This window comes from Marinomonas profundi, assembly GCF_020694005.1.
GTDB lineage: Bacteria > Pseudomonadota > Gammaproteobacteria > Pseudomonadales > Marinomonadaceae > Marinomonas > Marinomonas profundi.
The window spans coordinates 588070-613567 of sequence record NZ_CP073013.1; the positions used below are offsets into that span (position 1 = coordinate 588070).

Here is a 25498-nt window from a genome sequence, read left to right on the forward strand (position 1 = left end):
TAAAATCTTGATTTAACAAAGGTTATGCTAAAAAATCACGCTAAAGAGTCTAGGTAACGCTCCGCATCCAGTGCCGCCATACAGCCTGTGCCTGCCGATGTAATCGCTTGACGATAAATGTGATCCGACACATCACCTGCAGCAAAAACGCCTTCTACACTCGTTTGAGTGGCGTTGCCATGCGTACCAGACTGAACCGTCAAGTAGCCGTCTTTCATATCTAGCTGACCTTGGAAGATGTCTGTATTTGGCTTATGCCCAATCGCCACAAACAAACCCGCAACCGCTAGGTCTTTTGTCTCGCCTGTTTGGCTATTTTTAATGCGCACACCCGTTACACCAGCAGCATCACCTAGCACTTCATCCAATTCAGAAAACCATTCGATTTTCACATTGCCGTTTTTGGCTTTTTCCATCAACTTGTCCGCAAGGATTTTTTCAGAACGGAACTTGTCACGACGGTGAATCACAGTAACGGTTTTGGCAATGTTAGCAAGATAAAGCGCTTCTTCAACGGCTGTGTTACCGCCACCAATTACCGCGACGTCTTGGTTACGATAAAAGAAACCATCACAGGTTGCACAAGCCGATACACCTTGGCCCATAAATTTTGTTTCACTTTCTAGACCTAGATACTGAGCACTAGCACCCGTAGAGATAATCAAGGCGTCACAGGTATAAACACCGCTGTCGCCTTCCAAGCGGAAAGGACGATTATTCAAATCGACTTTATTGACGTGATCAAAAATAATTTCGGTGTCGAAGCGCTCAGCGTGTTTGCGCATACGCTCCATCAATTCTGGGCCTTGTACACCTTGGTCATCGCCCGGCCAGTTATCCACGTCCGTGGTGGTGGTCAATTGACCGCCCATTTGCATGCCCGTTATCATCACAGGATTGAGGTTCGCACGCGCTGCATAAACCGCCGCCGTGTAGCCCGCTGGACCAGAACCTAAAATCATTAACTTAGCGTGTTTCACATCGCTCATACCATTGCTCCTGTAAATGAATACTTGCCTGACACCAAAAAACGGCCGGCTAAAAGATTGTGACGAATTCTAACGAAAATCCGCTAAAATTTTTAGAGAAAAATATTAATAACTAAAATAGGGATACTCTATCTGTTTTCAAGCACTTATTCTGTCATGGGAAAGCACCAACTTGACGGTAAAAGTACTTTTAAGCGCTAAGAGCACGCTAGACATTCTGCGTCAGACGTCAAACGCATTTCACGCCAGCGCCCTTCAAAGCCATCAAACAGCCTTAATACGCCGTGCTGAACATTACCGCAGCCGCTTGCCAACTTTAACCCTTCAAGCGCCTGAAAAACGCCTAACATCCCGACAACAGGCGCCACTACGCCGCTTTCATTACAGCTAAGCGGCTGCTCCGATAACGATGGGTACAAACACTCATAACAAGGAGAATCTTGCTGATGGAACAAAAAACTCACCAACTGTCCTTCCCAGCGAATCGCCGCGGCGCTAACCAATGGTTTTTTCAAGAGCAAACAGGCACGATTAATCGCCTGCCTTGCGGTAAAGTTATCGGTGCAATCCAGTACCACATCCGCTTCTTCAACAGCGTTTAACAGAGCGTCGCCCGACAGTTTTTGTGTGATGGTTTCAATGTTGACGGCTGAGTTTTTCAGAGCGATTTGCGCTGCCGCTGCCGCCACCTTGTCTAACCCCGTCTGGTTTTCGTTATACAGCACTTGGCGAGGCAAATTACTGTTTTCCAATTGGTCACCGTCCGCTAAAGTCAAATGCCCCACGCCAGAGGTCGCCAAATACGTCGCCGCAATGTTTCCCAATCCGCCCAAGCCAACAACCAAGACTCTCGCTTTAGCAAGTTTTAATTGCCCCTGAATATCGAAGTTAGGCAATAATAACTGACGACTATAACGATCTAATTCTGCTTCGTTCATTTTCACCTTACTTTCTGCTTATTCATCCTGCCCGACTGGTCAATTCTTTGCTAAACTCGTTTAATTACTTTATCCACGAGCATCCATATGAAGTTTCCCGGTCAACGCAAACTCAAACACTACTTCCCCGTTTCTCAACCCAAGCCCGCCTTACCGACATCAGAAGTTCGCCCTGATAAAGACAGCTATATTGTTGGCTTAGATGAAACCATTGTCGACGTGGTGGCCAATGTCTCGGATCAATTTCTTACCACATTTAACATACAAAAAGGGCTGTCCAACCTAGTGGACGCTGACACCGCCTCTGCCATCTACAAAGAATTGACGGCCAACGCCTGTATTTCCGATCATTTTGCCGGTGGCACCATTGGCAACACCATTCACAACTATTCTGTTTTGGCGGATGACAAATCCGTCTTACTGGGCGTCATGTCTGCCAACATCACCTTAGGTTCTCCAGCTTATCATTATATCTGCCACACCAGCAGTAAAGTCGATATGAATCACCTACAAGGTGTTCCCGGTGATATCGGTCGCGGCATCACTCTAATCACGCCCGATGGCGAACGTACCTTTGCTATTGCACCAGGTGATATGGACGAACTCAACATAGAACATATCCCAGAAAGCATTATTGCTGGCGCTGCGGCGCTGGTGACCTGCGCCTACCCCTTGCGCCACCAAGGCAAGCCCATTAAACAAGCCATGTTAAAAGCCTTGCAATACGCTCACCAACATCATATTCCTACCGTACTGACATTAGGCACAAAACACCTTGTGGAAGAATACAAAGATGAATTGCTTGAGTTAATCAAAAACTACGTCACCGTGCTCGCGATGAATGAACTAGAAGCCGAAGCACTCACCGGATTATCCGATCCACTGCAAGCCGCTGATGCCATTCTAGATTATGTCGATGTGGTCTTATTGACCGCAGGACCAGATGGCATGTATTTATGTGGCTACACAGACGATGAACTAAAGCGCGAAACCACTCACCCCATTAAATCAGGCAGTTTGGCCGACTTTAACCGCTGGGAATTCAGTCGCCCTATGCTAAAAACAGCCTGTCAGCGACCGGTGAAAATTTTCTCACACATTGACCCCTACATGGGTGGGCCAGAAAAAATACGCAATACCAATGGCGCGGGTGATGGCGCACTCTCAGCGTTATTGCACGACATCTCGGCAAACCGCTTTCATAAAGAAAGCATTCCTAATTCCAGTAAACATATGGCCCCTTTTCTGACCTATTCATCCTTTGCGCAAATCTGCAAATACGCCAATCGTGTCAGCTATGAAATACTCGCGCAAAATGCTTCGCGATTGTCTCGTGGCCTGCCCGAACGAGAAGACAGTTTAGAAGAAGCCTACTGGGAAAGATAAACCTAGACTGGGGGGTGCGTTTCACCCATAAAAAAACCATGCACATAGCATGGTTTTTTATTCGTCTGAAATCCATTTACTCTATATTCTAGTGTCGACTTAATGCATCGCTTCAATGCCAAGCGCTTCATTGCGCTCAAACATACGATTAAGCTCCAACAAAATAACCAGTTCGTCTTCTTTTTGATACACACCCTGAATGAATCGTAAAGCTTCATCATTACCAACACTAGGGCTTTGCTCAATTTCACCTTGATATAAATAGAACACTTCTTGTACCGCATCCACCAACAAACCTACTTGCTCACCATCATGTTCAATAATGATAATGCGGGTCTCATCAGTAATGGTACATTCTGGCAAACTGAAACGGACACGGGTATCCACCACAGTCACCACGTTACCACGCAAATTCACAATGCCGAGTACATAAGAAGGCGCACCAGGAACGGGAGCGATTTCGCTGTAACGTAACACCTCTTTAATCTGCATGACGTTAATACCATAGGTCTCATCAATCAGCTTAAAGGTTAGATACTGCAACAACTCGCCTTTCTTATCTTCAGATAAGGCTTTCCCATTTTCTTTAATCGGTGCTAATTCAGACATGGCTCACATCCATATTCAATTTAATTAAACTACTGTAAAACTCGTTACAGGTTTTGTCTAGCTTAAAAAAAGCTGTCTAGCTTAAACAAACGCTGTCTAATTTAAACAAACCGCAACGAGTCTACGAGCAAAGTTGAGTAACAATTAGTTGTCTTGTTCTATCCCAACGATTGTCCAATTAGCATTTGCATCAGACATGCTCTTTTCCAAATGCCAGATTTCCGTTGTTTCAGATGTTTGATCACCTTCTTTAATCCAACCAGAAAACTGTAAAGAAATAGACGCCGTAGAACCAATAAACTCACCACGAACCAAATCAACCATCAAGGAAATAACTTCGGTATCCGGTTTGTTGTCACCGTGTTTTGCACGCTCTTCCACCAACAAGTTATAAAGTTCAGGACTGACATAATCTAGAATTTCATTGAAGTCGTTGTCATCCCATGCTTTTTGCAACGCAATGTAATGGTTTTTGGCTTCCGCAACAAACGCTTGCTCATTAAAACCCGGTGGCAACTGAATGTTTGGCGTTGCGCCGAAACCACTCATTCCCGCCATTGGAGAAGGTTGCACGCTATCGCGAGTCGATTCTGGCATTTCACGAAACATACCATTAGTACCGGCTTGTTGAGCGGCCGCACGGCGTTTTGGCGCAATAAGAAACTTGTAAACCAAGAAGCCAATCACCGCAAATAACAAGATATCGCCAAACGAGATACCATCAAACGCACCACTACCAAGCAAGGCAGCAAAAATACCACCCGCTAATAAACCACCCAGCAGACCACCGCCCAAACCGCCAAGCAAGCCTGGTTTTTTAGCGCCCGCTGCCGCCGTTGTTGAATTGGTCGTACTGTTTGTCGCCGCTTTTGGCTTAGACACAGAAAAACTTTTCCCAAAACTCTTCCCACCGCCAAACTTTTTAGCATGAACATCGGCGCTGTAACCACCGGCGCCAATCGCCAATACAAACGCCAACAACATGGCATATACAGATGTTTTCACTGACTTTCTCCTATTATTTAAAATTCACTAGACCAACGGCATTGCGTAGGTCCGAAATCATTCCACGGGCACGAGCTCGTGCTTTTTCAGCCCCTGCTTGTAGTATTTCCTCTACATGAGCAGGATTTGCCATCAATTCGAGATACTTTTCACGCGGCTCGTTTAGTTGACCATTGACCAGAGTAAAAAGTTCCTTTTTTGCTTCCCCCCATGCAATACCATCGGCAAAATTCTGACGCATTTGCGCAGTTTGTTCTGGTGTTGCAAAGGCTTTGTAGATATCAAACACGGTAGAATCATCAGGGTCTTTCGCTTCCCCTGGCTCTAGCAAGTTTGTTTTGATCTTATTAATGCCTTTTTGTAGCTTTTTCTCGGTATCAAATAACGGAATCGTATTATTGTAACTCTTGCTCATTTTACGTCCGTCCAAGCCTTTTAGGATGGAACCTTCTTCGCCCACAACGGCTTGTGGTAAAACAAAATGCTCACCAAATAAATGGTTAAAACGACCCGCAATGTCGCGCGCCATTTCAATGTGCTGTATTTGGTCACGACCGACCGGCACTTTATGGGCATTAAACGCCAAAATATCCGCCGCCATTAATACTGGATAACAGAACAAGCCCATGGTAATACCAAAATCAGGATCTTGATCATTCGCTAGATTCTCGTCCACCGCGCCTTTATAAGCATGGGCGCGGTTCATCAAACCTTTTGCCGTGACGCAAGTCAGTAGCCAATTCAATTCCGCAATTTCAGGAATATCAGATTGACGGTAAAAAGTTGCTTTATCCGTATCTAAACCACACGCCAGCCAAGTCGCTGCGATTTCTAAGCGAGACTGTTTCACGCGCTCTGGATCCTGACACTTGATCAAGGCATGATAGTCCGCAAGGAAGAAGTAAGATTCCGTGTTTTCTTGACGGCTCGCTTCGATCGCAGGACGAATTGCCCCCACATAGTTGCCTAGGTGTGGAGTGCCTGTGGTGGTAACACCGGTTAAAACAATTTCTTTTGCCATTGTTGCTACTCTTTCCTACTTTACACAATGTTGAAATGCTGCTTACCCTATCATAAAAAAACCACCGCAAGAATCACGCATTACGATTATTTAATCTGATGTTTTACAAGCCTTTTTAAGTCATTTCAAAATAGTGGCGTCGAATGTTTAAATATCAATACCAAAGCTCGCTAATAAGGCCAGAATAGCGCTGTATGCGAGTACTGGCCGCACTGCGAATCAACCGACTCGATCCCCACAAAGTGAACGATTTTTTCGCCCGAGTAATGCCGGTGTAAAGCAACTCTTTGGTCAACACAGGCGAAGGCGTCATAGGCAGCAACAAGGCAACTCGATCAAACTCCGAGCCTTGGGATTTATGTACCGTCATCGCAAAGACCACCTCAAACTCACTTAATCGACTCGGCAGCAAGCCAGTAAAAGAACCATCAGGCTGCATAAACCACACCCGAAGACGCTGAAATTCATCAGGCATACAAAGACCAATATCACCGTTAAACAAGCCTAAAGCTGCATCGTTTCGGGTCAGCATCACGGCTTTTCCTGGATACCAAACATGGGGGTCTTTGACGCGTCCACGCTGATAAAAATAGTGCTCCAACTGAGCATTGACCTTCTCGACACCAAACTCACCTTGACGAACCGCGGTCAAAATCTGGTAACGAGAAAACACCGCATACAACTCGGCAATATCAAGTTTCTGTCGTACCGCGTCCCAATAATCATCATAGCCTTTTGCCAAGGTCGCAATATCAGCTTTGGTTTGGCCTTCTTCTGGCACTCGCCATGCCACATCCGCGTAATCAGATTGCAGACAACGCAATACGCCCTGATCATCGCCTGCGTTCATGGCTTTTGCCAAATGCCCGATGCCGCTATTGGCATCAAAGCGATAACTGGTGCGCAACAAGGTAAGCGCTCGACTGATGGCTGGTGCCGACGAATTACCAAACGGCACTAGATTTTCTCCCGTAAGACGACCTAGGTGCGCTGCCCATTCCGGTTGAAAATACACATTTTCAATTCCGTAGGATAAATCCCCCAGCACACTGCCCGCTTCTACCGAGGCCAACTGATCCTTATCGCCTAACAAAATCAACCTTGCGTGAGGTGGCATGGCATCAATCAATTTTGCCATCATCGGCAAGTCCACCATGGAGACTTCATCCACCAGCAACACATCTAAATGTAAGGGATTGTTTTTGTTGTGTTTAAAACGACTGCGGCCAAAATCACTGCCTAATAAGCGATGCAAGGTGCTGGCTTGCTCTGGAATGGCGAGTTTCACCTCGTCACTTAATGGCAAATCCGCTTTGGCTTTTGAAATGGATTCCGTCAAACGTGCCGCCGCCTTGCCTGTTGGCGCTGCCAGTTCAATGCGCAGCACTTTACCTTCCGCCATTGACTGTGCCACCAACAAGGCCAACAATTTAGTTACTGTGGTGGTTTTACCGGTTCCAGGGCCACCGCTGATCACCGAAAAAGGCAAGCTAGCGGCATTGGCCACGGCGACTTTTTGCCAATCCACCGCGTCGGCTTTCTTAGGAAACAGCGTCGCCAATAAACCCGCATCGACCGCAAAAGGCGCAACATCAAATTGCCCTTTGAGATAATTCAGCACTTGCTGCTCATAGTGATAATAACGGTACAAATACAAACGCGTGCCAGCCAACACCATGGGGCGTTCAACAACACTTTCTGCCGACGAAACCAGAGAGCTTGAACGCAAGACGTCGCACCAAGCAGACACACTGTTCACCCCACTGTGTTTAAGCTTGGTTTGCAGTTCCTCTGCAGCAATGCCTTCCGCCGGTCTTTGCCAGAGGATCGTTAAATCAATGCAAATATGTCCGGCCCCAAGATACGCACTGCACAAGGCACCCGCCATATAAAGGGCTGGATTGTCTTCCTTAGCATGTTGCGCCAGTTGCTCAATCCATTGACAGTCAATCGCTCGCAATACGTCTTTGGCTTGCCAAGCAGACAAACTGAATGGCGTCGTAGCAGATGAATTTTCCTCAAGCGTTTTTTCATTAAGCTTTTCATCAAGAGAGCCAAGCAAACCTAACTGATTAGAAAAGTCCATATTGCACCGCCTCGTGATTTTTTGGCTTATCGCTTTCACCACTAAACAGCTTGTCTAGCGCCGTGACATGCTCAAGGGTTAAACGGCTTTGAAAAATACCGGTTTGTTGCGTTGGCTGCATACCGCGGAGGAACAAATACACCACACCGCCCACATGCTTTCCATAGTCATAATTCGGCAAACGCTGCTTTAACAACCGATGCAAGGCCAAGGTGTAGAGCTGATATTGTAAATCGTATCTGTGTTCGGCGATGGCATGCACCAACTTGTCTGGCTGGTAATCGGCAAAGTCATCCCCCAAATAATTGGACTTATAATCCAACACGTAATAACGACCTTGATATTCAAACAACAAATCAATAAAACCTTTTAACATGCCTTTTAACGGGCGATCCTGAATCATAGGGGCCACTCGTGATACTTCATCGTATTCACGAGAAATTCGATCCAACCGCAAGGCGTTCATGCCCGTCACCGGAATAAAAAACTCCATCTCTTTGCGACAAGCCGATGGCGCCAACCCCCCCAGACTCATTCCCGCCATTAACTCGGTGTTGACAATATCGGGCAGCCACTCACTCAATACCTCTTGCCATTCATCGAAACCCTGACGCTGATAAAAATCGGCCATTAACTGATGATAGCTGTTTTTCAACAAGTCTTTAAAACTCGGATTGGCGGACACCGACTGCAGCGCTTTGCCTTCCAAGGTGTCATGCAAAAACGTCCCTGGCTTAGCGCCTTTTGGAAACGTAAAACGATTCTTTTCTGGCTCTTTTTGTTGTACTTCCAATAGCGACGCTGGCACTTCCACATCGTCTAGTAGCGGATCAACAAAACGCGTCATTTCATCCAAGCCCGGCACACTTTCGTCGTGATGCTCTTTGTCTTCCACTACCAAGGAGGAATAACTGCCCACCCACCAATCACGTTCAACACGTCCGGTAAAATCACGCGCACTGGGCTCGATCAATTCCTCCTGACCTTGGTTAAACGCCGTCATTTTAAATCTCGGTAAGCGCGGCGGTTCATCGGGCAACTCCAACAAGCACATTTGAGCGTTTTGGTAACGCTCACAAAGCCGTTCAATACTGGCATACAAATCCCCAGCCTCAATCGGCTCACCTTCACCAATCAAGGCCCCCACACCACTAAGATGCACATCCAACACAGCACCGCGCGTCTTATTAGACTTTTTCCCGACTTCCATGGTGCCAATAAAACACGCTTCTTTGGAACGGGTTAACGCCACATAGGCCAAACGAATTTCTGCCGCATACAATTCTTCTTTATGCTGTTCGGTTTGCGCTTCGTCTGGATCGATGGCAATCCACAATTGCTGCTGAGCGTCGTGATATAAAGCCGATTTGTCTTGATCTCGATAGGGCGTAAAAGCAAAGGGCAAATACACTATGGGGTATTCTAAGCCCTTACTTTTGTGAATCGTCACGATTCGAACCAGCTCTGCGTCGGTTTCAAGACGAATCTTTTGCTCGTCACTGTTGCCATTCGGATTTTGAATCGCCAAACGTAGGTAACGTAAAACACCTTCTTTGGAATCCAATTCAAGGGACTTTTGCTGTAACTTTTCGGTCAAATGTAGAAAATCGGTTAAACGTCGTTCGCCACCAGTATGACTTAACATATTCGCGGCCAAGGCCACGTCTTGCATAAATTCACGCAACATGGGCAACAAGCCCTGCTTGTCCCAGAGTTCTAAATAATCGCGGAACGCCTGCACCCATTTTTCATACACCACATCGTCGTGATTAAGCGTATCCAAGGCTTCCAATGACCAATCAACCAAGCTGGTTGCCAACGCCGAACGCAGTTTGCTTTCTTGTCCGTTGAATAAAATCGCCGTCAGTACGATCAATAACTCTCGTGCCTCGACCGTTTCAAACACCGAGCCCTTATCGCTCAAATACACACTGGCAATACCACGCTGACGCAGGGCATCTTTCAAAGCATTGGCTTGACTAAAATTGGTCACCAACAAGGCAACATCTTTTGGCCGCACGCCTTGCCCATCAATGAGTGCTATTCCTTGCTGCCCTTCCAGCCCCTGTCCTTCTAACAACAACGCATGAAGATGCGCCGCACAGGATTCCGCCATGGTCTGACGATACTCTTTGGCGGAAACTGGCTCATCACTGCGCTGATATAAAAATTGCAAGGCTGCTTGGGTTTGGCCTTGTCGAGAAAAGCCACTCGCCACGCCACGGTCTTGCACTTCCGCAAAGGGAATACCGGTGACGCGAAAGGGTTCGGCTTGGGTAGTAAACAGCCCATTGACCGATTGAATCATCGCCGCCGAAGAACGGTAATTGGTCGCCAAGGAATGCACACTGTCGACGCGTTTTTTGGCGGCCAAATAGGTGTAAATATCCGCACCACGAAAGGCATAAATTGCCTGCTTTGGATCACCGATCATGATCAAGCCTAAGGCATTTTGATGTTCTTTTGCTGGCGCATAAATGGTGGAGAAAATTCGATACTGCACCGCATCCGTGTCTTGGAATTCGTCGATCAACGCAATGGGATAAAGATGGCGAATCCGTTCCGCTAATTTACCCGCTTCGTCTTGCGTCAGCGCCACATCAAGCGAGGTTAACAAATCGGTGAAGGTCAGCGATTGTGTACTGCGCTTCCAGCGCTTCATACGCTCTTGTGTTTGTTGCCAAAGCTGAGTCAACAAGACCGCTTTTAAGCGCCCCGCGTCAGGGAAGCTTTCACGCAAGGCTTGCACCAAGGCAAAGAATTCGTGAGCGGGCAGATCACCGCCTTTGCTCAACCGGCTGGCATGTTCATTGGTATCAAATTTTTCTAGGCTTTTGTCTAGCTCAAAACGCGTCGAGTTCGCCCACTGCGTCATGGCCTCAATGTCTTTCGATGGATCTTTGCGCCAAAAAGTACGTTTAATACCGCTGCACTCAAGGGCGTCGATAATGTCTTGTGACTGAGCCAGCCACATGGCACGCACCGCTACCATGGTTTCTTGCGCCTGACTTAAAGCATTTTCCCAATCGTAATCTGGCACGGCGATTTTGGCGTCGGGTTGATTATTCAGTAAATACAAATCTTTCAGCAAGGCATCTGGATTCGACCAAATCGGCTGAATCAAGGCGGCCTTGGTGTCGTCCATCGGATAAAACACACTGCGCCACACATCTTTCACCGCCATGGATAAGGGCGCGAGTTCGTCCGTTTCAATGGTTTGTTGGAACAACATGCGACTTTCAAAGGCGTTCTGGCTCAGCATGCGCTGACAAAAACCATGAATAGTAAACACCGCCGCTTCGTCCATTTGCTTTTCGGCATAGAGCAATTTTTCAATCGCGCCTGCACGCTGCTCGCCTGACATTTGCGCTAGCCAATCCGCCAGAAACACATCACGGCTTTCCCCTTGCAACAGGGCTTTTCGCGCCGCCCGTATGCGTCCACGAATTCGGGCTTTTAACTCGGCAGTGGCGGCTTCGGTAAAGGTCACCACCAAGATTTGATCCACCGTCAGCGGTTTATCTAAATCGCCGTTATTTACAGATAAATGCGGCCCCGTTGGCACCAGCAAGCGTAAATACAAGTTCGCAATGGTGTAGGTTTTCCCAGTGCCTGCGCTGGCTTCAATTAAGCGCTTGCCAAATAACGGAAAGGTTAAGGCGTTTAGCGGCTCGGGAATCATCTTCAGCGCGTTCGTATTCATCACAACAGACTCGGAAGAAAGACTCATTCCATTTCCTCCAAATGACGGTGCATGGGCAACCAAATTTGCTCACATAGGGCAACGAATTGCGCTTTTTGGTGCTGTAAATCGGGGAAATAGCGCTGCCAATAGGCGTCATCCACCTCGCTGCGCGTAAAGGCACTGCTGTTGTCTTGATAACGTTTCAATGCTTGCTCCCACGCTATGTCTTCGTCTTCTGACGTTTTGCTTGAACAATAGCTTTTGCACCAAGCGTCAGCACTTTTGGCTGGCAAGGCAATCGGCTGACACAAGCCTTGCTGCAACAAGGCTAGCATATTGCTCAAGTACGCCTTGGCATCGTTCGGTTGCAAAAGGATAAAACTCTGCTGCAGCAACTTGCCCGTTTTGCTCAAATTAATCAGATGATGCTGCTTGGGCGTGCCTTGCGCGCACAAGGCTAAATGCTCAATCCACGCCTGCATTTTTTGATGGGCAGAGACATCGCCAATGCGATAAGACAAACGCGTCGTCGCCGTCGGCAAATCGAGCCAGGCTTGTAAAACAATACTGCCAAGGGCGAGATTCACTTCAATTGGCTCACACTCTTCCAATGCATAACCTTGCAACACAGATAGCAACTGACGACATTTGCCTTGGCTCTGCTGCAAAGACAAACGCCCTAGTGCGCCATAGGGCAAAGCGCCCATTAATCCTAAGCGCTCGACGAACAAATTTTCATCGCCTTTTAGCATGGCTTGCAACAAGCCTTCACGTAATTGATAACCCGCCAGACCATCCAACGCGAATGGCTCGTCTTCTTTTTCTTCCTCTTCTTGCAGACTCAAATAGGCTTTTAATCGGCGTTGTGTGAAGTAACGCGTCGGATGACTGATAAAACGCGATAACTCGTCGAGCGCAAGCTCTAACCTTGGCTGCTCCAAACCGTCCAACGGCGTGAATATCGGCAACACATCATCAACAGGCGTACTCAACAAGGCAGGCAGCCATTGCTCATCGTAACTGTATAGACGCTTATCAAAACCTGTGGGCTGAAAGTAATAGGCCGTATTAAAAGGCTGCAAAGGATGTTCGAGAATCAGCTTTTCTAACAAGGCTTGTTGGGCATCGTCGGGCGCTAATGCTTGATCCCCTGCAAACACACAACTCTGGCCTATGTATTCCAATAACTCGCTCACTAAAATCGAAGGATTCTTCTCGCTGTTGTCTTGAATGCTTCGCCCCACGTAACTGAGATAAAAGCAATCTCGTGCCGACATTAGCGCTTCAAGGAACAAGTACTTATCGTCTTCCCGTCGGCTTCGATCACCGCTGCGATATTGCCCAACCATCAGGTCAAAACCCATCGGCGCGACACTGCGCGGATAATCCCCTTCGTTTAAACCCAATACACAGATGACTTTAAACGGCACCGAGCGCATGGGCATCAAGGTACAAAAATTCACCCGCCCCGCTAAGAAACGCTGACCGCCTTGGGATTCTTGCAACAAAGGCGATAGCAACTGGCGTATCACTTGCTGATCCAATGGCGCATCAAAATGCGCTTGTTGCCATTGCAAGGTCAAGGCGTCGAGCTGCTTACTGAGCAGCACTTGAAACGCATCGTCTTCGTCGAGCAAAAAGAAACGCTGCGCCAAATAATACAAGGTCGAAATCCACTCTTTGGGCGCAAGAGATACCATCAATTTGGCTTGGGCGTCGTTAATCGCTACCAAAAATTCGGCCAACTTACCCGCCACAGACGCTTCTAACCCTTCGACATCGCCATAACTTAGCGTGTCCTGCCAAATATGATCATGTCCCATGGCGTAGCCCAATAACATGCGCCGCACGCCATTCAACCAAGTATGGGATTCTTGTATGGGTAAATCATGTTGCTGGGCGGTTTTGCCATCCAATCCCCAACGAATGCCCACTTCCGTTGACCACTGGCGAATACGTTCTAATTCATCGGCGGTTAATTCAAAACGCGCCAATACCGCAGGCACTTCTAATACGCTGATTAATTCTGACAAAGTAAAACGACTTTCCCCCAAGCCAAGCAAATACAAATAGGCATCGACAATGGGGTTTTCCATGCCGCCAGATTGGTCAATCAAGGCAAATGGAATCTGTTTTCTACTGTGCGCTTGGCCACTTTTTTTCTGCCCACCAAAAACCGCCTTCACAAACGGGCTGTAGGTGTTGACGTCGGGCAACATGACGATAATGTCTTTTGGCGTCAAGCTGGGATCGCTTTCGAATAGATGCAAAAGCTGGTCGTGCAACACTTCCACTTCACGCAGTGGGCTGTGGCAACGATGTACACGAATGCTTTGATCATCAATGGCAATAGGATGTCGATAGCTGGCGCTGGTAATGCTGGCGTCTCTTTCTTCTTTGCTGCCGTGGTTTTCTAGGGTCAACACATCTTGCTGTAACCATTGCAACAAGCCGCTTGATTGCTCGGTGCGACTTGATTGCTCGCTCAGATAGTCTTCAAACACTTCCAGCTCGTTGTCGGCCATTTCTTGCAGTTGTGCAATATAGTCTCGACCTAAACGCCCCCAGCTTGCTAACAACGGATTGGCATCCAGATGCAGGGTTTCTGTGCTTAATCCCGGCTTGAGGGTTTGACGTTTTATTTCTCGCCCCAAGTAATGTTTGTCGACCACATCGCCCCAATAAAAACGGCAAGGGTTTTGTAAAAATAGGTGTATGTCAATCCAGCCAGAAGCCGCTAACACTCGTAAAGATTCCAAGGTATTCGGCGGCAAGGAAGACACGCCAAAAATAAAGATTCGGGCAGGAACACCAGCGGGTCGAGCAGACGATTGCGTGGCATCGTGCAAGGCTTCAATCAGGTTACCACGATGATAAAGCGAGGTGCCTTGCTGGCTGACATCAGCCACCAAATCACGCCATAAAATCGCTTGCCAAGGTTGCTGCTCAAAGATGGCTTTCAGCTGAGGATCTTGTGCTTCGCCACCTTCCCAAGATTTGATCCAATCAGGTCGGTAAACCAAATATTGATCGTAAATATCGGCAATGCTACTGCATAACTGAAAGCGCCTAATTTGTGTATCGTCTTCTTCAAGATACCAACTCAGCGCCTGAAATTCTGGCTCACCAAGGCGAGAGTCCAGCAAACGCATCAAACGCCACACCAAGAAAGGCTTGTTAAATTCACTTTGCGCGGGAATGTCGTCTAGGGTTTGCGCAAAGGTTTGCCAAACAAAGGTAGAAGGCAGCGGAAAAGCCAATCCCGCCGCGATAGAATGCGACTCCGCCAAAAACATCTTTAACCATTGCGCCATACCGGGGTTTTGCACCAAAACATGTTCATCATCAAACGGATTGCTTGGTGGCGAAACGGCCAAAATCTTCGCAAGCAACACGGCCAAATCCTCTAGACGGTTACCTGTATAAAGTTGAAACATGCACAAATCCTAGGCAAATTAAAATGACAACAAGCCTAACCTTGGAAGAGAAAAAAAAGAAGGTCTTAGTGCTTTAAATAAAACAGGAGTTGAGTGATTTAATGGTGGAGCCTAGCGGGATCGAACCGCTGACCTGTTCGCTGCCAGCGAACCGCTCTCCCAGCTGAGCTAAGGCCCCACAAAACGCGTAGCGTCAGTGGACTGAATGTCCTGAGAATAGTGTTTTCAAATTGCTTTTTATGTAACCCATTCTTTACATTTAAAAAAGAATTGGTGGAGCCTAGCGGGATCGAACCGCTGACCTGTTCGCTGCCAGCGAACCGCTCTCCCAGCTGAGCTAAGGCCCCAAAAACAGGCGAGGATTTTAGGAGGGCTTACCAGCGCTGTCAACCTATAAAAGCAGACAAATAGCATTTTTTTTGCTTTCACGCTCAATCTAACGCTTTATTGATTGTGATCAGTAGTGCATATATTCATGATAAAACGTAGTATCTTGAGACCTCAGAAGAGCACCATTAAATAATAAGAGAGACATATGATCGAATTTCCTGCGGTTTTAGATGATCTAATGATGGCTCAACAACCCATACTCAAAAGAACCAAAGAAATTTTCGGCTATGAGCTTTTATTCCGAGAAAAAGACGCCCACAAAGCCAATGTCCGCGATGGCGAACTCGCAACCAGCCAAGTATTAGTCAACCTGTGCATTGGCATTACAAAGATGGAATCCCAGTTACGTAAACCTTTTTTTATCAACATGACCACTGAGCTCATGCTGTCAGACGCTTTTTTTCCTATCAGCCCAGACACCGTCTATATCGAGATACTTGAAAAGCAAAAACTCTCTGCCGAGTTCTTTGAGGCCATAAAAAAATGGCGTACAGCAGGCTATCGATTTGCCCTAGACGATTATCAATTTGATGCCGATTACCAAGCCTTATTGCCTTGGGTATCAATTGTAAAAATAGATGTTTTAGCGACACCACCAGAACAATACAGGGAGCAAATTAACGAACTTAAAAGTCGCGGCCTAATTCTACTCGCCGAAAAAGTCGAAGACGCCGCCATGTTTGAACTTTGTAAACAATTGGGTTTTGATTTATTCCAAGGCTACTTTTTACAACACCCAGAAATAATCAAGGGAAAACGCATCGATTCAGCCACACATGGCGCCCTCAAACTGCTCAATGCACTTCAAGACAAGGATATCGACATTGATACCGTGACCACATTGGTCGCTCAAAACCCTAAGCTGTCTTATCAATTACTGCGCATTCTTAATAGCCCCGTGTGCGGCATACCCAAAACCGTCGTATCCATTAAAGAAGCGGTGATTTTCTTAGGTCTGCTGCAATTAAAAAAATGGGCACTACTTATCACTCTCACCTCATCGACGAGTCAGCCACAAACCCTATTCAAAGTGCTACTGACTCGCGGGCGTTGCTGCCAATTACTAGCCGAAAGTAAAAAATCGACGCTTGCCGATTCCGCCTTCATGGTCGGTTTAATGTCTGGTATCGATGCCGTATTCAATGTTGAAAAATCGATCGCACTAGCACAAATCGCCCTAGACAAAAGTGCACATGCCGCCATCATGACGCAATCTGGCGAACTAGGTCACTATTTAACACAAACATTAAGTTGCGAAGAACAGAACTGGGACCGCATCCAATCCATGAGCCCAGACGACAGAACCACCTTAAACAGAGCATTTTTAGACGCCATGCTGTGGTCTGAAGAAGTGATGTTTTCAATAAATTGAGACCTCTGCACGACGACGGCGCTCGCCAATACTTTGTGCAAGGATCTCAAATTAAATTAAATTCATTTATTTTAGGTTAAACGATTGACACCTATACAAAAAACCATAAAATACGTTTCACCTTTTTCAAGGCCAGTATGGTGGAATTGGTAGACACGACGGATTCAAAATCCGTTGCCTTCGGGTGTGGCGGTTCGAGTCCGCCTACTGGTACCAACATTAAAAAAGCGCTTACTTCGGTAAGCGCTTTTTTTTGCTTTCACTTAATCAATGATCATCAAAGCCATGCAATACATAATCGGGTAAATCTTCTTCTTTCGGAATGGGGGTTGACGCACCGCTCTCATCTATCGCCACAAACTTAAACATCCCTTCCGTGACCTTTTCGCGCTGCCCAATACGACCACGACGAACCCAAGCTTCCACCAAAATATTCATAGACGTGCGACCAACCGACTCCACACGAGTATAAACACCCAAAATATCACCCACTTTTACCGGGCGAATAAAACTCATGCCATCCAAAGCCACGGTTACCACACGAGACTGCGCACGCTGTCCTGCGCATATTCCCGCCGCAATATCCATTTGCGACACCACCCAACCACCAAAAATATCGCCTGAAGGATTCGTATCCCCTGGCATAGCAACTGTCCTGGTCGTAAGACGACCTTTTGCCTTTTCTTCTAACCCTGACATAGCACTCTCTCATCGGTTTTTTTGAGCATTTATTTAAAAAATACGGAATCCAAAAATAATATCACAAGCCATCAAAATCACTTATAGCTTGTCAGCTAACAGTTCATCAAGAAGGTAAAATCACCTCTATTTCACAGGGTTCGACCCATAAAAAATAGCCGTCCCCTTCACCTCAGTCGTTGGGAATGAAAAACTTGAACCAATAGACGTTCCTATACCGCCGCCACTGCCAGCACTAATACCCACACCACTTCCTAAGCGCCTAAAAGACAACTGCGTCACTTCATCTAAAATCACCCCATTGGCACCAATCTTCGCCGCTTGCTCTTTCAACTCTAAAGTCGCTCTCTCTTTTCGAGAATCTTCCGTAAAGCCGTTGTCACTTGACGCAAACACAGTACCAACCACCTGATAGTCAAACGTCGGCGCTTCTTCAAATACCGTCACCTGCTCGACCTCAAGCTCTGGCAGCTGCTGCCCCGTCACCACATGAGAGCCAGAAGAACAGCCAAACAACAACACTGGCAACACCAAAACGGATAAGTATTTAATAGCATTCATCATGACACCACCCCACCTTTGAAGCTCAAATCATAACAGTGTTGCACAAAAAACCCGAAAACAGATCGACAAAAGTGTGGGTTTTCAAATAAAAAACAAAGAACAAAAATGACAAAAAACCCAACCCACAAGCCAAGAGCGCATTTATTGTCTATGCTCTAACGATAGCGGCCATAACAAAAAAGACGCAACGAAAGACATAAAGAGAGACGCAAAAAAAAGACAAGATAAAATAACAGAAGAGACACTTATGAACGAATTGATCGAAAAAGACATCTCCTGCCCTTACTGCGGCGAAAGCATCGAAGTCGTGATAGAAATCTTGGATGAAAGCCAAGAATACATAGAAGACTGCCAAGTCTGCTGCCGCCCCATCACCTTCAACATCGACACCGCCTTCGACGGTTCGACCGAGGTTTCGGTTCACTCGGAAAATGAGACCTATTGATTTAAAAACTCATGGGCGACGTAGTGTGCAAACGCACCTTCCCACAAGCAAGAAACGTCGGTGGATCAGAAAACCGCACCAACTGGCGTTGGGTCTACAGCGACGTAATGTTATGGGCGTTAGCCCAGAAAATGACGCATTGAGTTGACTTACAGACAAAAAACCGCCAAAGGGCGGTTATAAATAGAGCTAATCAGTAATGAGTTACCAATATTTTTTTGCGCTTTAATGCTTATACTGATCGTATTTCACCTAAAAGCTTATCCACCTCTACTTCTATAAGATCCTCTGGCCAGCTCCCTTTCATTTTTACATTTTTACATGCCTGATAGTACTTCGGCTTATTTTTCTTTATGTCTTCATAATGCATTTATCAAGCTCGATAAAACAACTTGTTTTCCATAATGTTTTTCAGATAAATCGATAGACTTACTGGGTATTGATCCCCAGCATTTATACATTGCAAGTATATCGAAAATATCTTTAAAAGGTGGCTGTAGCTTTCTATCACTGTTCGCTAACAACTTCGTGTAAAAACAGGACAGTCTATCAAGGAAGGGAACATTACATACATCCTTTTTATATTCATAAGAGAGCTCGTAATCATCAAAGCTCACAAATTCAAGTTTTATCGCTGTATCTTGGTGTTTTATTATAGTCCTCACGCCATCGCGATCTGCACGAATTTCTCTCACATATTCAAATTCTGTTTTTACTAGATCACCAAGACTTGAATTAGTAACATTACTTCTTACAGCCCTATAAGACTCTTTGTTCGGACAAAGAAAATCAATATCAATAGATTCTCTGAACTCGTCCAATTCAAGAGCTATACGAGTCCCTCCGCCAAAAATTATATTATTTTGACAAAAAAAATCAGCGTTAAAGTTACTTAACGCTGATGCTATTGTTTTATGATGAGCTAAGGTGTATTTAGTCATTTTGATTACATTGCTGGCATAAAATAACCATGACCAAATTTTTTCGTCAGCTTTCGAATAAGGCTCTGCTCTTTATCAGATAATTTATTCTGATCTACGTAAGCCCAACGTTTCTCATACAGTTCGAAAGCAGTTTGGGGATCGACAAATTTCTTGTGCATATCCCACAAAAGAAGATTTAGCTCATGGTATTCAGTTCTGTTGATATTTGGCATAGTTGCCTCCCATCACTCACTTAAACGGTTATCATATGGTACTAAGCTAACACAAAAAAGGTCGTAGAGCGCTGAATTTCGACAAAACCACAGTTGGCGCTGATCTCAAAAATTCTACATAAAAAAATATTAATTGTACACGCAGTAAACAAAAAATTAGTTACATCATTGCCTATTTAGCCCAACATCAATGAGATATCCCTCATATCTGGCGCAAAGTACACCACTGTAAAATTCTAAGATCAGTATGGCCTGATGTTTTCGCCGAGTTTAGCACATCTACTTTGTGTGACAAATAGCGTTAGCAGTTCCCGTCTTAGGTTGTCAAAGTGAAGACAGTTTATTAGGCACTTGCTAAAGTCCTTTCTAAGAAACGAGATCAAAAAAGAGTGTTAGCTAGAAAAGTATTTCAGAAGAGGATTTGGCGCTTTGACAAATTTCAGGCATAAAAAAAGGCACCATAAATGGTGCCCGGGACCGGAATCGAACCGGTACGCTTATTCAGCGCAAGATTTTAAGTCTTGTGTGTCTACCAATTTCACCACCCGGGCATATCTGATTTTGGAGGCCGGAGTCGGAATCGAACCGGCGTTCACGGAGTTGCAGTCCGCTGCATGACCACTCTGCCATCCGGCCTTCTATCAGATACATCTTTTGATTGGAGCGGGAAACGAGGCTCGAACTCGCGACCCCAACCTTGGCAAGGTTGTGCTCTACCACTGAGCTATTCCCGCGTCTCAAAAGACGGTGCCTATTCTATGTATTTGAGCTTTCACGTCAAGGAAAAAATCCAAATAAATAACTAACTTAGGCACTTTTTTAAAATCTGTTTAGTTTTTGTGCGACTCTTTAGACATTAGCTCAGGCCAGGCTGCTTTCAAGTAAACATACATGGACCAAAGCGTTAAAAGAGCCGCAGCGATCAACACCGCTTCTCCAACATGAGCTTCTAACGTGCCAGGTCGACTGCCTAATAAAATAAAAATCGCCAGCATTTGCATGGTGGTTTTCAGCTTGCCGATGTAAGACACGGCGACGCTAGCGCGCTTGCCCATTTCGGCCATCCATTCGCGCAGCGCTGAAATAACGATCTCTCGACCAACAATCACCGCACTGGCTAAGGTTAATAATGGATTCGAGTAGCTGGCCACGAGCAACACCAAGGCAATTGATACCATAAGCTTATCCGCCACTGGGTCGAAAAACGCCCCAAACGCGGTAGACTGATCCAGTTTTCTGGCCAAGAAACCATCTAACCAATCAGTGATAGCCGCAAGCGCAAAGATAATCGCGCAAGTGTAATAGCGCCCTTCCCACGGCAAATAATAAACCGCTACCAGGATCGGAATCATAAAGATCCGCACGGACGTTAATATATTCGGTATGTTCATGTTATTCCCAATTTTTAAAGCATTCCTAATTATGACGCCAAGCGCACCCTAGGCTTAGCTAAGCTTAACTTTTATGAAGGTAGAGGTAAATTTCTTCTGCCTTTTTTGCGCTAATTCCTTTTACCTTAGCAATATCATCCTGACTTGCTGATAACAATTCTTGATAACCGCCAAAAGCCGTTAGCAGCTCTTTACGGCGATTCGGCCCAATACCGGGAATATCCTCCAAGACAGAATGACGACGCTTCTTATCTCGTCTACGGCGATGGCTTTTAATGGCAAATCGATGCGCTTCATCCCGTATGTGCTGAATCAAATGTAAGGCTGCTGAATCGGGCGGCAATACCACTTCATCTTCTTTGGAACCGATATAAAGGGTTTCGAGGCCTGGTTTTCGGGTGTCGCCTTTGGCCACACCCAACAAGAAAATATTCACCAACCCCAGCTCTTTCAATACGTTTTCCGCTTGTGTTAGCTGCCCTTTACCGCCATCAATAAGCAGTACATCGGGCGCTTCTAGCTCGCCACTTTTAACGCGCCTATAGCGACGCGTTAAGGCTTGCTTCATCGCGCCATAATCATCGCCCGGCTCAACACCTTCAATATTAAAGGAGCGATAGCGTTTTTTGTCCGGTCCATCTGGCCCAAACACCACACAAGATGCCACGGTGGCTTCACCGCTAGAGTGACTAATATCAAAGCATTCCATGTGTGTTGGCGGCGCTGAAAAACCCAACAATTTTTGCAACGCAGTGACACGGCTAAAATGATTACGTTTATCGGATAGTCGCGCCTGTAAACCTTGCTCTGCGTTGAGTTTTGCCAGATCAAGCCAACGTGCCCGCTGGCCTCTAACATTACTCAATACCTCTATTTTCTTCTGTGTGGTTTCAAAAATACCTTCCACCAGCGCATCGCTGTCTTCTAGTTCATGGCTAATGATAAGCGTCTTAGGCAACTCTTGAATACCACCCAAGTAGAATTGCGCGATAAAAGACGATAATAATTCGCCTTCGGTGATTTCAATCGGCATTTTAGGGTAATGGCTTTTACTGCCCACCACTTTGCCTTTACGCACCATCATCACATGAACACACAAACCACCGGGCTGAATAATGGAAGCAATAACATCCGCTTCGCCTGTTTGCCCATAAACATGTTGCTGCTCTTGGATGTGTTTAAGCTGAATGATTTGATCGCGTAGCTCGGCGGCACGCTCAAACTCCATGTCTACCGCTGCGGCACTCATTTGGGTGGTGATTTCTGCGGTAAGTTCTTGGTCTTTACCCTGCAAGAACATCCGCGCATGGCGTACGTCTAATTCGTATTCTTCATCGCTAATTAGCCCCACACAAGGCCCCGAGCAGCGCTTAATCTGGTATTGCAGACAAGGCCGTGATCGATTCGAATACGTACTGTCTTCGCACTGGCGCACTTTGAAAACCTTTTGCATGGTATTCAAACTTTCTTTCACCGCACTACCGCTTGGAAAAGGCCCAAACAAGGTGCCTTTATCGACCTTATCGCCACGACGAAACAACAAAGCCGGATGGCGATGGTTCGATAAAAAAATGTAAGGGTAAGATTTATCGTCTCGCAGCAAAATATTGTATGGCGGACGATGCTGTTTGATCAACGTTTGCTCAAGCAGCAGCGCTTCTGTTTCGCTTTTAGTGACGGCAATTTCGATGCTGTGAATACGACTCACCAAGGCCATGGTTTTCGTCGTCAACCCTGTTACACGAAAATAACTCGCAACACGGTTTTTTAGATTTTTAGCTTTGCCAACATACAACAGCACACCTTTGCTATCGTACATACGATAAACGCCAGGCCGCGTGGTTAAATGGCTAACAAAGTGTTTAGGATCAAATTCTGACTGGCTCAAACAAACCTCGTTTTTTGCCTAACCCATACCAAGTACGCTGTAACGCACCGCCAAATGCATCAGCTCTACATCACTTTCAATGCTTAACTTAGTAAAAATACGAGTACGATAAGTACTGACTGTTTTAGGACTGACGCTGAGATACTCTGCAATTTCACTGGATTTTTTACAGTCTACAATCATCTGCGCCACTTGCAACTCACGATCAGACAATTGACCAAGAGGTGACCCTTGACTATCAAGAGAGAACTTCGACAGCGCGATTTTTTGAGCAATGGTTTTAGAAATGTAAGATTCGCCCTTCATCACCGTATCGATGGCTTCAAGCAACTCAGACGTGCTCGTTCCTTTGGTTAAATACCCAGATGCACCCGCTTCCAATAATTTTATGGGATACAAATTGTCGTCCAAAGCGGATAGCGCAATAATCTTGATTTTAGGCAAAATACGCTTAATTTCTTTGGTTGCTCCTAAGCCGCCAATGCCGGGCATATGAACGTCCATCAAAATAACATCAGGCAATAAACGCTTAGACTGAGTGACAGCGTCTTCACCACTGTGCACCACACCGACAACCTCAACCCCATTCACATCCTGTAGAACACGACTAATGCCCTGACTAACCACATCGTGGTCATCCACAATCAACACTTTTAACATAACAGCCTCACCAAACTTTCCTACGCTTCGTGTTGATTTCTATCCTACCTAGAATGAAACCAAGTCTATAACATCCGGCTAAATATAAAATCATGCCAGCTAGAACGATACACAAAATTCACCGTTACTCTGGAAGCTTTTCTTTGTAGCCCATTTTTAAAAGCTTTTGCTGACTTATTTCGCGGTAACGAAGACGTACACCAGAGCCATAGGTTTTTTGCGTGTAATACAGCAAAGGCGCGATTTGCTCTTCGGTGACGGTTTGCCCTGTGGTAACCGATAGGTCGCTGGCGATCTTACTTGCTAACGCGGCCACGCTCAATGTTTGTTTATTTTCGATCATAATGACTTTAGGAATGATCAAACGCTCACCTGCGATCACCCTATCGACTATTTTTAAATAGCTTTGCTCGAACAGCGGCCAAGTCACGCGCTCTTCTTCTGACTTTAATTTATACCAACCCACTTCCGATCCAGCAAAAAACACCGCAGGATGACGCCACTTATATTGCAAAGGGTCCGAACGACAGGCACACGCCTCAAGATACGCAGAACGAGGATCGGCTAAGCCGTAGGCTTTATACGCCGTACTAATTAACTTTAAAAATTCCGAGATGGTTGGCGGCCATGCATGCACTTCCTTTGTACGTTCCACCGCATAAGCCAGCAGAGGTTCCTGAAAACCTTTTAATGCAATGGCCCACTCACGCTTGGCTAATTTTACTTCGTCTGTCGTGCTGTAGGCCGAGGCAAATTTATGGGTATAAATGGCCTTAAAGCGCGCAAACAGCATATTCACTAGAACACGAGTCTGCTGCTCTGCCTCTGTTGGGCCCGATTCGCGACTGGTATTCCCCTTGCTATACTCTGGGTTGCCAGAGCCATACTCACCAGTCGGTGTCGTGGATGTTGTTGAGGGCGTCGCTAACTTGTTCTCTAGAGGTTTTAGTAAATTTTGAACTGCCTGAGGTTCCTTCATATGAAGACCTATCTGATTGTTTGTATTGCCACTGACGTTTTACGTATTTAAAAAACTCGCTGTTCCAAGTTCGAACATTTTTCCGCTGCTCTTTGATCCTTAGCAGAAACTCCGTTTGCAAAGACAAAGCAAAATCACGAGCAATGCCCGCTTGCGTTATTTGCTCCAACGTCGCCTCTTCAGGTTGCCATTGATCTGGCTGACGAGCGCGCTCTTTTTGCTCCAAATACAAATCAAAATCCGTCACACCGCGACGATCATTCACAACCGGAGGAGAAGACGGCACATCGTATTGTCGAACAGGTTGCTTAGCAGCATAACCTTTAGACTGTGGCTGCGGCGTGAATTCAGCATTTTGTGTTCGAGAAGCTTTATGCAAACGGTCCATTTTGCTCATTAATGGCTCGTCTTTTGGCAGTGGCTCAGCAACAGGCTTAACCACTTGCGCCATTTTCTGTGAAGACGCCAACTGAATATCGAGCACATCGTCGTTGCGCTGAAAGCTAATCAACTGACTCATTTGCAAATTGGTTAAAAAACGCATCAACATAGGCACAGTCCAAAACGGCAACTGCCCCCCTAACCGCGTCATTTCTATACGCAATACATCCGAATGAACAAGATACGCTTGTTGCTTCAAAAAAGTCAGCAACACCGTTTCTTCTAACCCTATCTGGGCCGCCATTGAAAATGATATCGGTAATGAATAATCGTTATCCAACATAAATCTCGCTTCACCTATTTAGCACGACAGTTTATCAAAAGCTTTCTTCATTAGCACGACAACCTTCAAGCGCC

Annotated in this window: 20 protein-coding genes and 6 tRNA genes; 4 read left to right on the forward strand and 22 right to left on the reverse strand. The window is 46.0% G+C overall.

All coding sequences use genetic code 11. From position 1 onward, the window contains the following. Positions 1-35: 35 nt before the first annotated feature. Positions 36-989 (reverse strand): thioredoxin-disulfide reductase, encoded by a 954-nt coding sequence (gene trxB / locus J8N69_RS02670; protein WP_168822906.1) that lies wholly within the window; start codon positions 987-989, stop codon positions 36-38. Positions 990-1186: 197 nt separating this feature from the next. Beyond that, complete coding sequence (locus J8N69_RS02675; protein WP_168822904.1) at positions 1187-1927, reverse strand: HesA/MoeB/ThiF family protein; 741 nt, start codon at positions 1925-1927, stop codon at positions 1187-1189. An 87-nt stretch (positions 1928-2014) separates the two neighbouring features. Here J8N69_RS02675 and J8N69_RS02680 point away from each other — a divergent pair, with 87 nt between their 5' ends. Next, positions 2015-3313 carry an inosine/guanosine kinase gene (locus J8N69_RS02680; protein ID WP_168822902.1) on the forward strand — a complete coding sequence of 433 codons (1299 nt, stop codon included), beginning with the start codon at positions 2015-2017 and terminating at the stop codon, positions 3311-3313. Positions 3314-3412: 99 nt separating this feature from the next. Here the strand turns inward: J8N69_RS02680 and J8N69_RS02685 are convergent, their stop codons facing one another. The 8 genes from J8N69_RS02685 to J8N69_RS02720 form a co-directional block, all read right to left on the reverse strand. Continuing rightward, positions 3413-3922 carry a chemotaxis protein CheW gene (locus J8N69_RS02685; protein WP_227803957.1) on the reverse strand — a complete coding sequence of 170 codons (510 nt, stop codon included), beginning with the start codon at positions 3920-3922 and terminating at the stop codon, positions 3413-3415. A gap of 144 nt (positions 3923-4066) precedes the next feature. Continuing rightward, positions 4067-4927 (reverse strand): Tim44 domain-containing protein, encoded by an 861-nt coding sequence (locus tag J8N69_RS02690; RefSeq protein WP_168822900.1) that lies wholly within the window; start codon positions 4925-4927, stop codon positions 4067-4069. 13 nt (positions 4928-4940) lie between these two features. Then, complete coding sequence (locus tag J8N69_RS02695; RefSeq protein ID WP_168822898.1) at positions 4941-5948, reverse strand: tryptophan--tRNA ligase; 1008 nt, start codon at positions 5946-5948, stop codon at positions 4941-4943. Positions 5949-6102: 154 nt separating this feature from the next. Further along, on the reverse strand, positions 6103-8034 hold the full coding sequence (gene recD, locus J8N69_RS02700; protein ID WP_168822896.1) for an exodeoxyribonuclease V subunit alpha: 1932 nt from the start codon (positions 8032-8034) through the stop codon (positions 6103-6105). Continuing rightward, on the reverse strand, positions 8021-11764 hold the full coding sequence (gene recB, locus J8N69_RS02705; protein ID WP_168822895.1) for an exodeoxyribonuclease V subunit beta: 3744 nt from the start codon (positions 11762-11764) through the stop codon (positions 8021-8023). The genes recD and recB overlap by 14 nt, the downstream gene beginning before the upstream one ends. Further along, positions 11761-15156 carry an exodeoxyribonuclease V subunit gamma gene (recC, locus tag J8N69_RS02710; RefSeq protein WP_168822894.1) on the reverse strand — a complete coding sequence of 1132 codons (3396 nt, stop codon included), beginning with the start codon at positions 15154-15156 and terminating at the stop codon, positions 11761-11763. The genes recB and recC overlap by 4 nt, the downstream gene beginning before the upstream one ends. Positions 15157-15258: 102 nt before the next feature. Continuing rightward, positions 15259-15334, reverse strand: a tRNA-Ala gene (locus J8N69_RS02715). A gap of 93 nt (positions 15335-15427) precedes the next feature. Next, positions 15428-15503, reverse strand: a tRNA-Ala gene (locus J8N69_RS02720). 188 nt (positions 15504-15691) lie between these two features. Between J8N69_RS02720 and J8N69_RS02725 the strand changes: the two genes are divergently transcribed. Beyond that, positions 15692-16918 carry an EAL and HDOD domain-containing protein gene (locus J8N69_RS02725; protein WP_168822893.1) on the forward strand — a complete coding sequence of 409 codons (1227 nt, stop codon included), beginning with the start codon at positions 15692-15694 and terminating at the stop codon, positions 16916-16918. Between the two features lie 131 nt (positions 16919-17049). After that, a tRNA-Leu gene (locus tag J8N69_RS02730) sits at positions 17050-17134 on the forward strand. A gap of 51 nt (positions 17135-17185) precedes the next feature. Here J8N69_RS02730 and J8N69_RS02735 read toward each other — a convergent pair. Together J8N69_RS02735 and J8N69_RS02740 are read right to left on the reverse strand one after the other, a co-directional pair. Continuing rightward, on the reverse strand, positions 17186-17617 hold the full coding sequence (locus tag J8N69_RS02735; RefSeq protein ID WP_168822892.1) for an acyl-CoA thioesterase: 432 nt from the start codon (positions 17615-17617) through the stop codon (positions 17186-17188). A 126-nt stretch (positions 17618-17743) separates the two neighbouring features. Next, on the reverse strand, positions 17744-18181 hold the full coding sequence (locus J8N69_RS02740; RefSeq protein ID WP_168822891.1) for a DUF4156 domain-containing protein: 438 nt from the start codon (positions 18179-18181) through the stop codon (positions 17744-17746). Positions 18182-18428: 247 nt separating this feature from the next. Here J8N69_RS02740 and J8N69_RS02745 point away from each other — a divergent pair, with 247 nt between their 5' ends. Next, positions 18429-18626 (forward strand): CPXCG motif-containing cysteine-rich protein, encoded by a 198-nt coding sequence (locus J8N69_RS02745; protein ID WP_168822890.1) that lies wholly within the window; start codon positions 18429-18431, stop codon positions 18624-18626. 359 nt (positions 18627-18985) lie between these two features. Here J8N69_RS02745 and J8N69_RS02750 read toward each other — a convergent pair whose 3' ends face one another. The 10 genes from J8N69_RS02750 to J8N69_RS02795 all read right to left on the reverse strand — a co-directional run bounded on the left by J8N69_RS02750 (position 18986) and on the right by J8N69_RS02795 (position 25424). Continuing rightward, positions 18986-19567, reverse strand: coding sequence for a nucleotidyl transferase AbiEii/AbiGii toxin family protein (locus J8N69_RS02750; RefSeq protein ID WP_211084856.1), 582 nt, complete (start codon positions 19565-19567; stop codon positions 18986-18988). 5 nt (positions 19568-19572) lie between these two features. Beyond that, complete coding sequence (locus tag J8N69_RS02755; protein ID WP_168822889.1) at positions 19573-19782, reverse strand: hypothetical protein; 210 nt, start codon at positions 19780-19782, stop codon at positions 19573-19575. A 465-nt stretch (positions 19783-20247) separates the two neighbouring features. Beyond that, positions 20248-20333 (reverse strand) — tRNA-Leu (locus tag J8N69_RS02760). 11 nt (positions 20334-20344) lie between these two features. After that, positions 20345-20418, reverse strand: a tRNA-Cys gene (locus J8N69_RS02765). Between the two features lie 23 nt (positions 20419-20441). Continuing rightward, positions 20442-20516 (reverse strand) — tRNA-Gly (locus tag J8N69_RS02770). A 96-nt stretch (positions 20517-20612) separates the two neighbouring features. Beyond that, a complete protein-coding gene (gene pgsA / locus J8N69_RS02775) occupies positions 20613-21173 on the reverse strand; it encodes a CDP-diacylglycerol--glycerol-3-phosphate 3-phosphatidyltransferase (protein ID WP_168822888.1) in 561 nt (186 codons plus the stop codon). Positions 21174-21237: 64 nt separating this feature from the next. After that, positions 21238-23061 (reverse strand): excinuclease ABC subunit UvrC, encoded by a 1824-nt coding sequence (uvrC, locus tag J8N69_RS02780; RefSeq protein WP_168822886.1) that lies wholly within the window; start codon positions 23059-23061, stop codon positions 21238-21240. An 18-nt stretch (positions 23062-23079) separates the two neighbouring features. Then, positions 23080-23721 carry a response regulator gene (locus J8N69_RS02785; protein ID WP_168822884.1) on the reverse strand — a complete coding sequence of 214 codons (642 nt, stop codon included), beginning with the start codon at positions 23719-23721 and terminating at the stop codon, positions 23080-23082. A 124-nt stretch (positions 23722-23845) separates the two neighbouring features. Further along, on the reverse strand, positions 23846-24700 hold the full coding sequence (locus J8N69_RS02790) for a replication protein P (protein ID WP_227803958.1): 855 nt from the start codon (positions 24698-24700) through the stop codon (positions 23846-23848). Beyond that, positions 24609-25424: a DnaT-like ssDNA-binding domain-containing protein gene (locus J8N69_RS02795; protein WP_168822882.1), complete on the reverse strand. Its 816-nt coding sequence runs from the start codon at positions 25422-25424 to the stop codon at positions 24609-24611. Before J8N69_RS02795 ends, J8N69_RS02790 begins: the two co-directional genes overlap by 92 nt. Positions 25425-25498 lie beyond the last annotated feature (74 nt).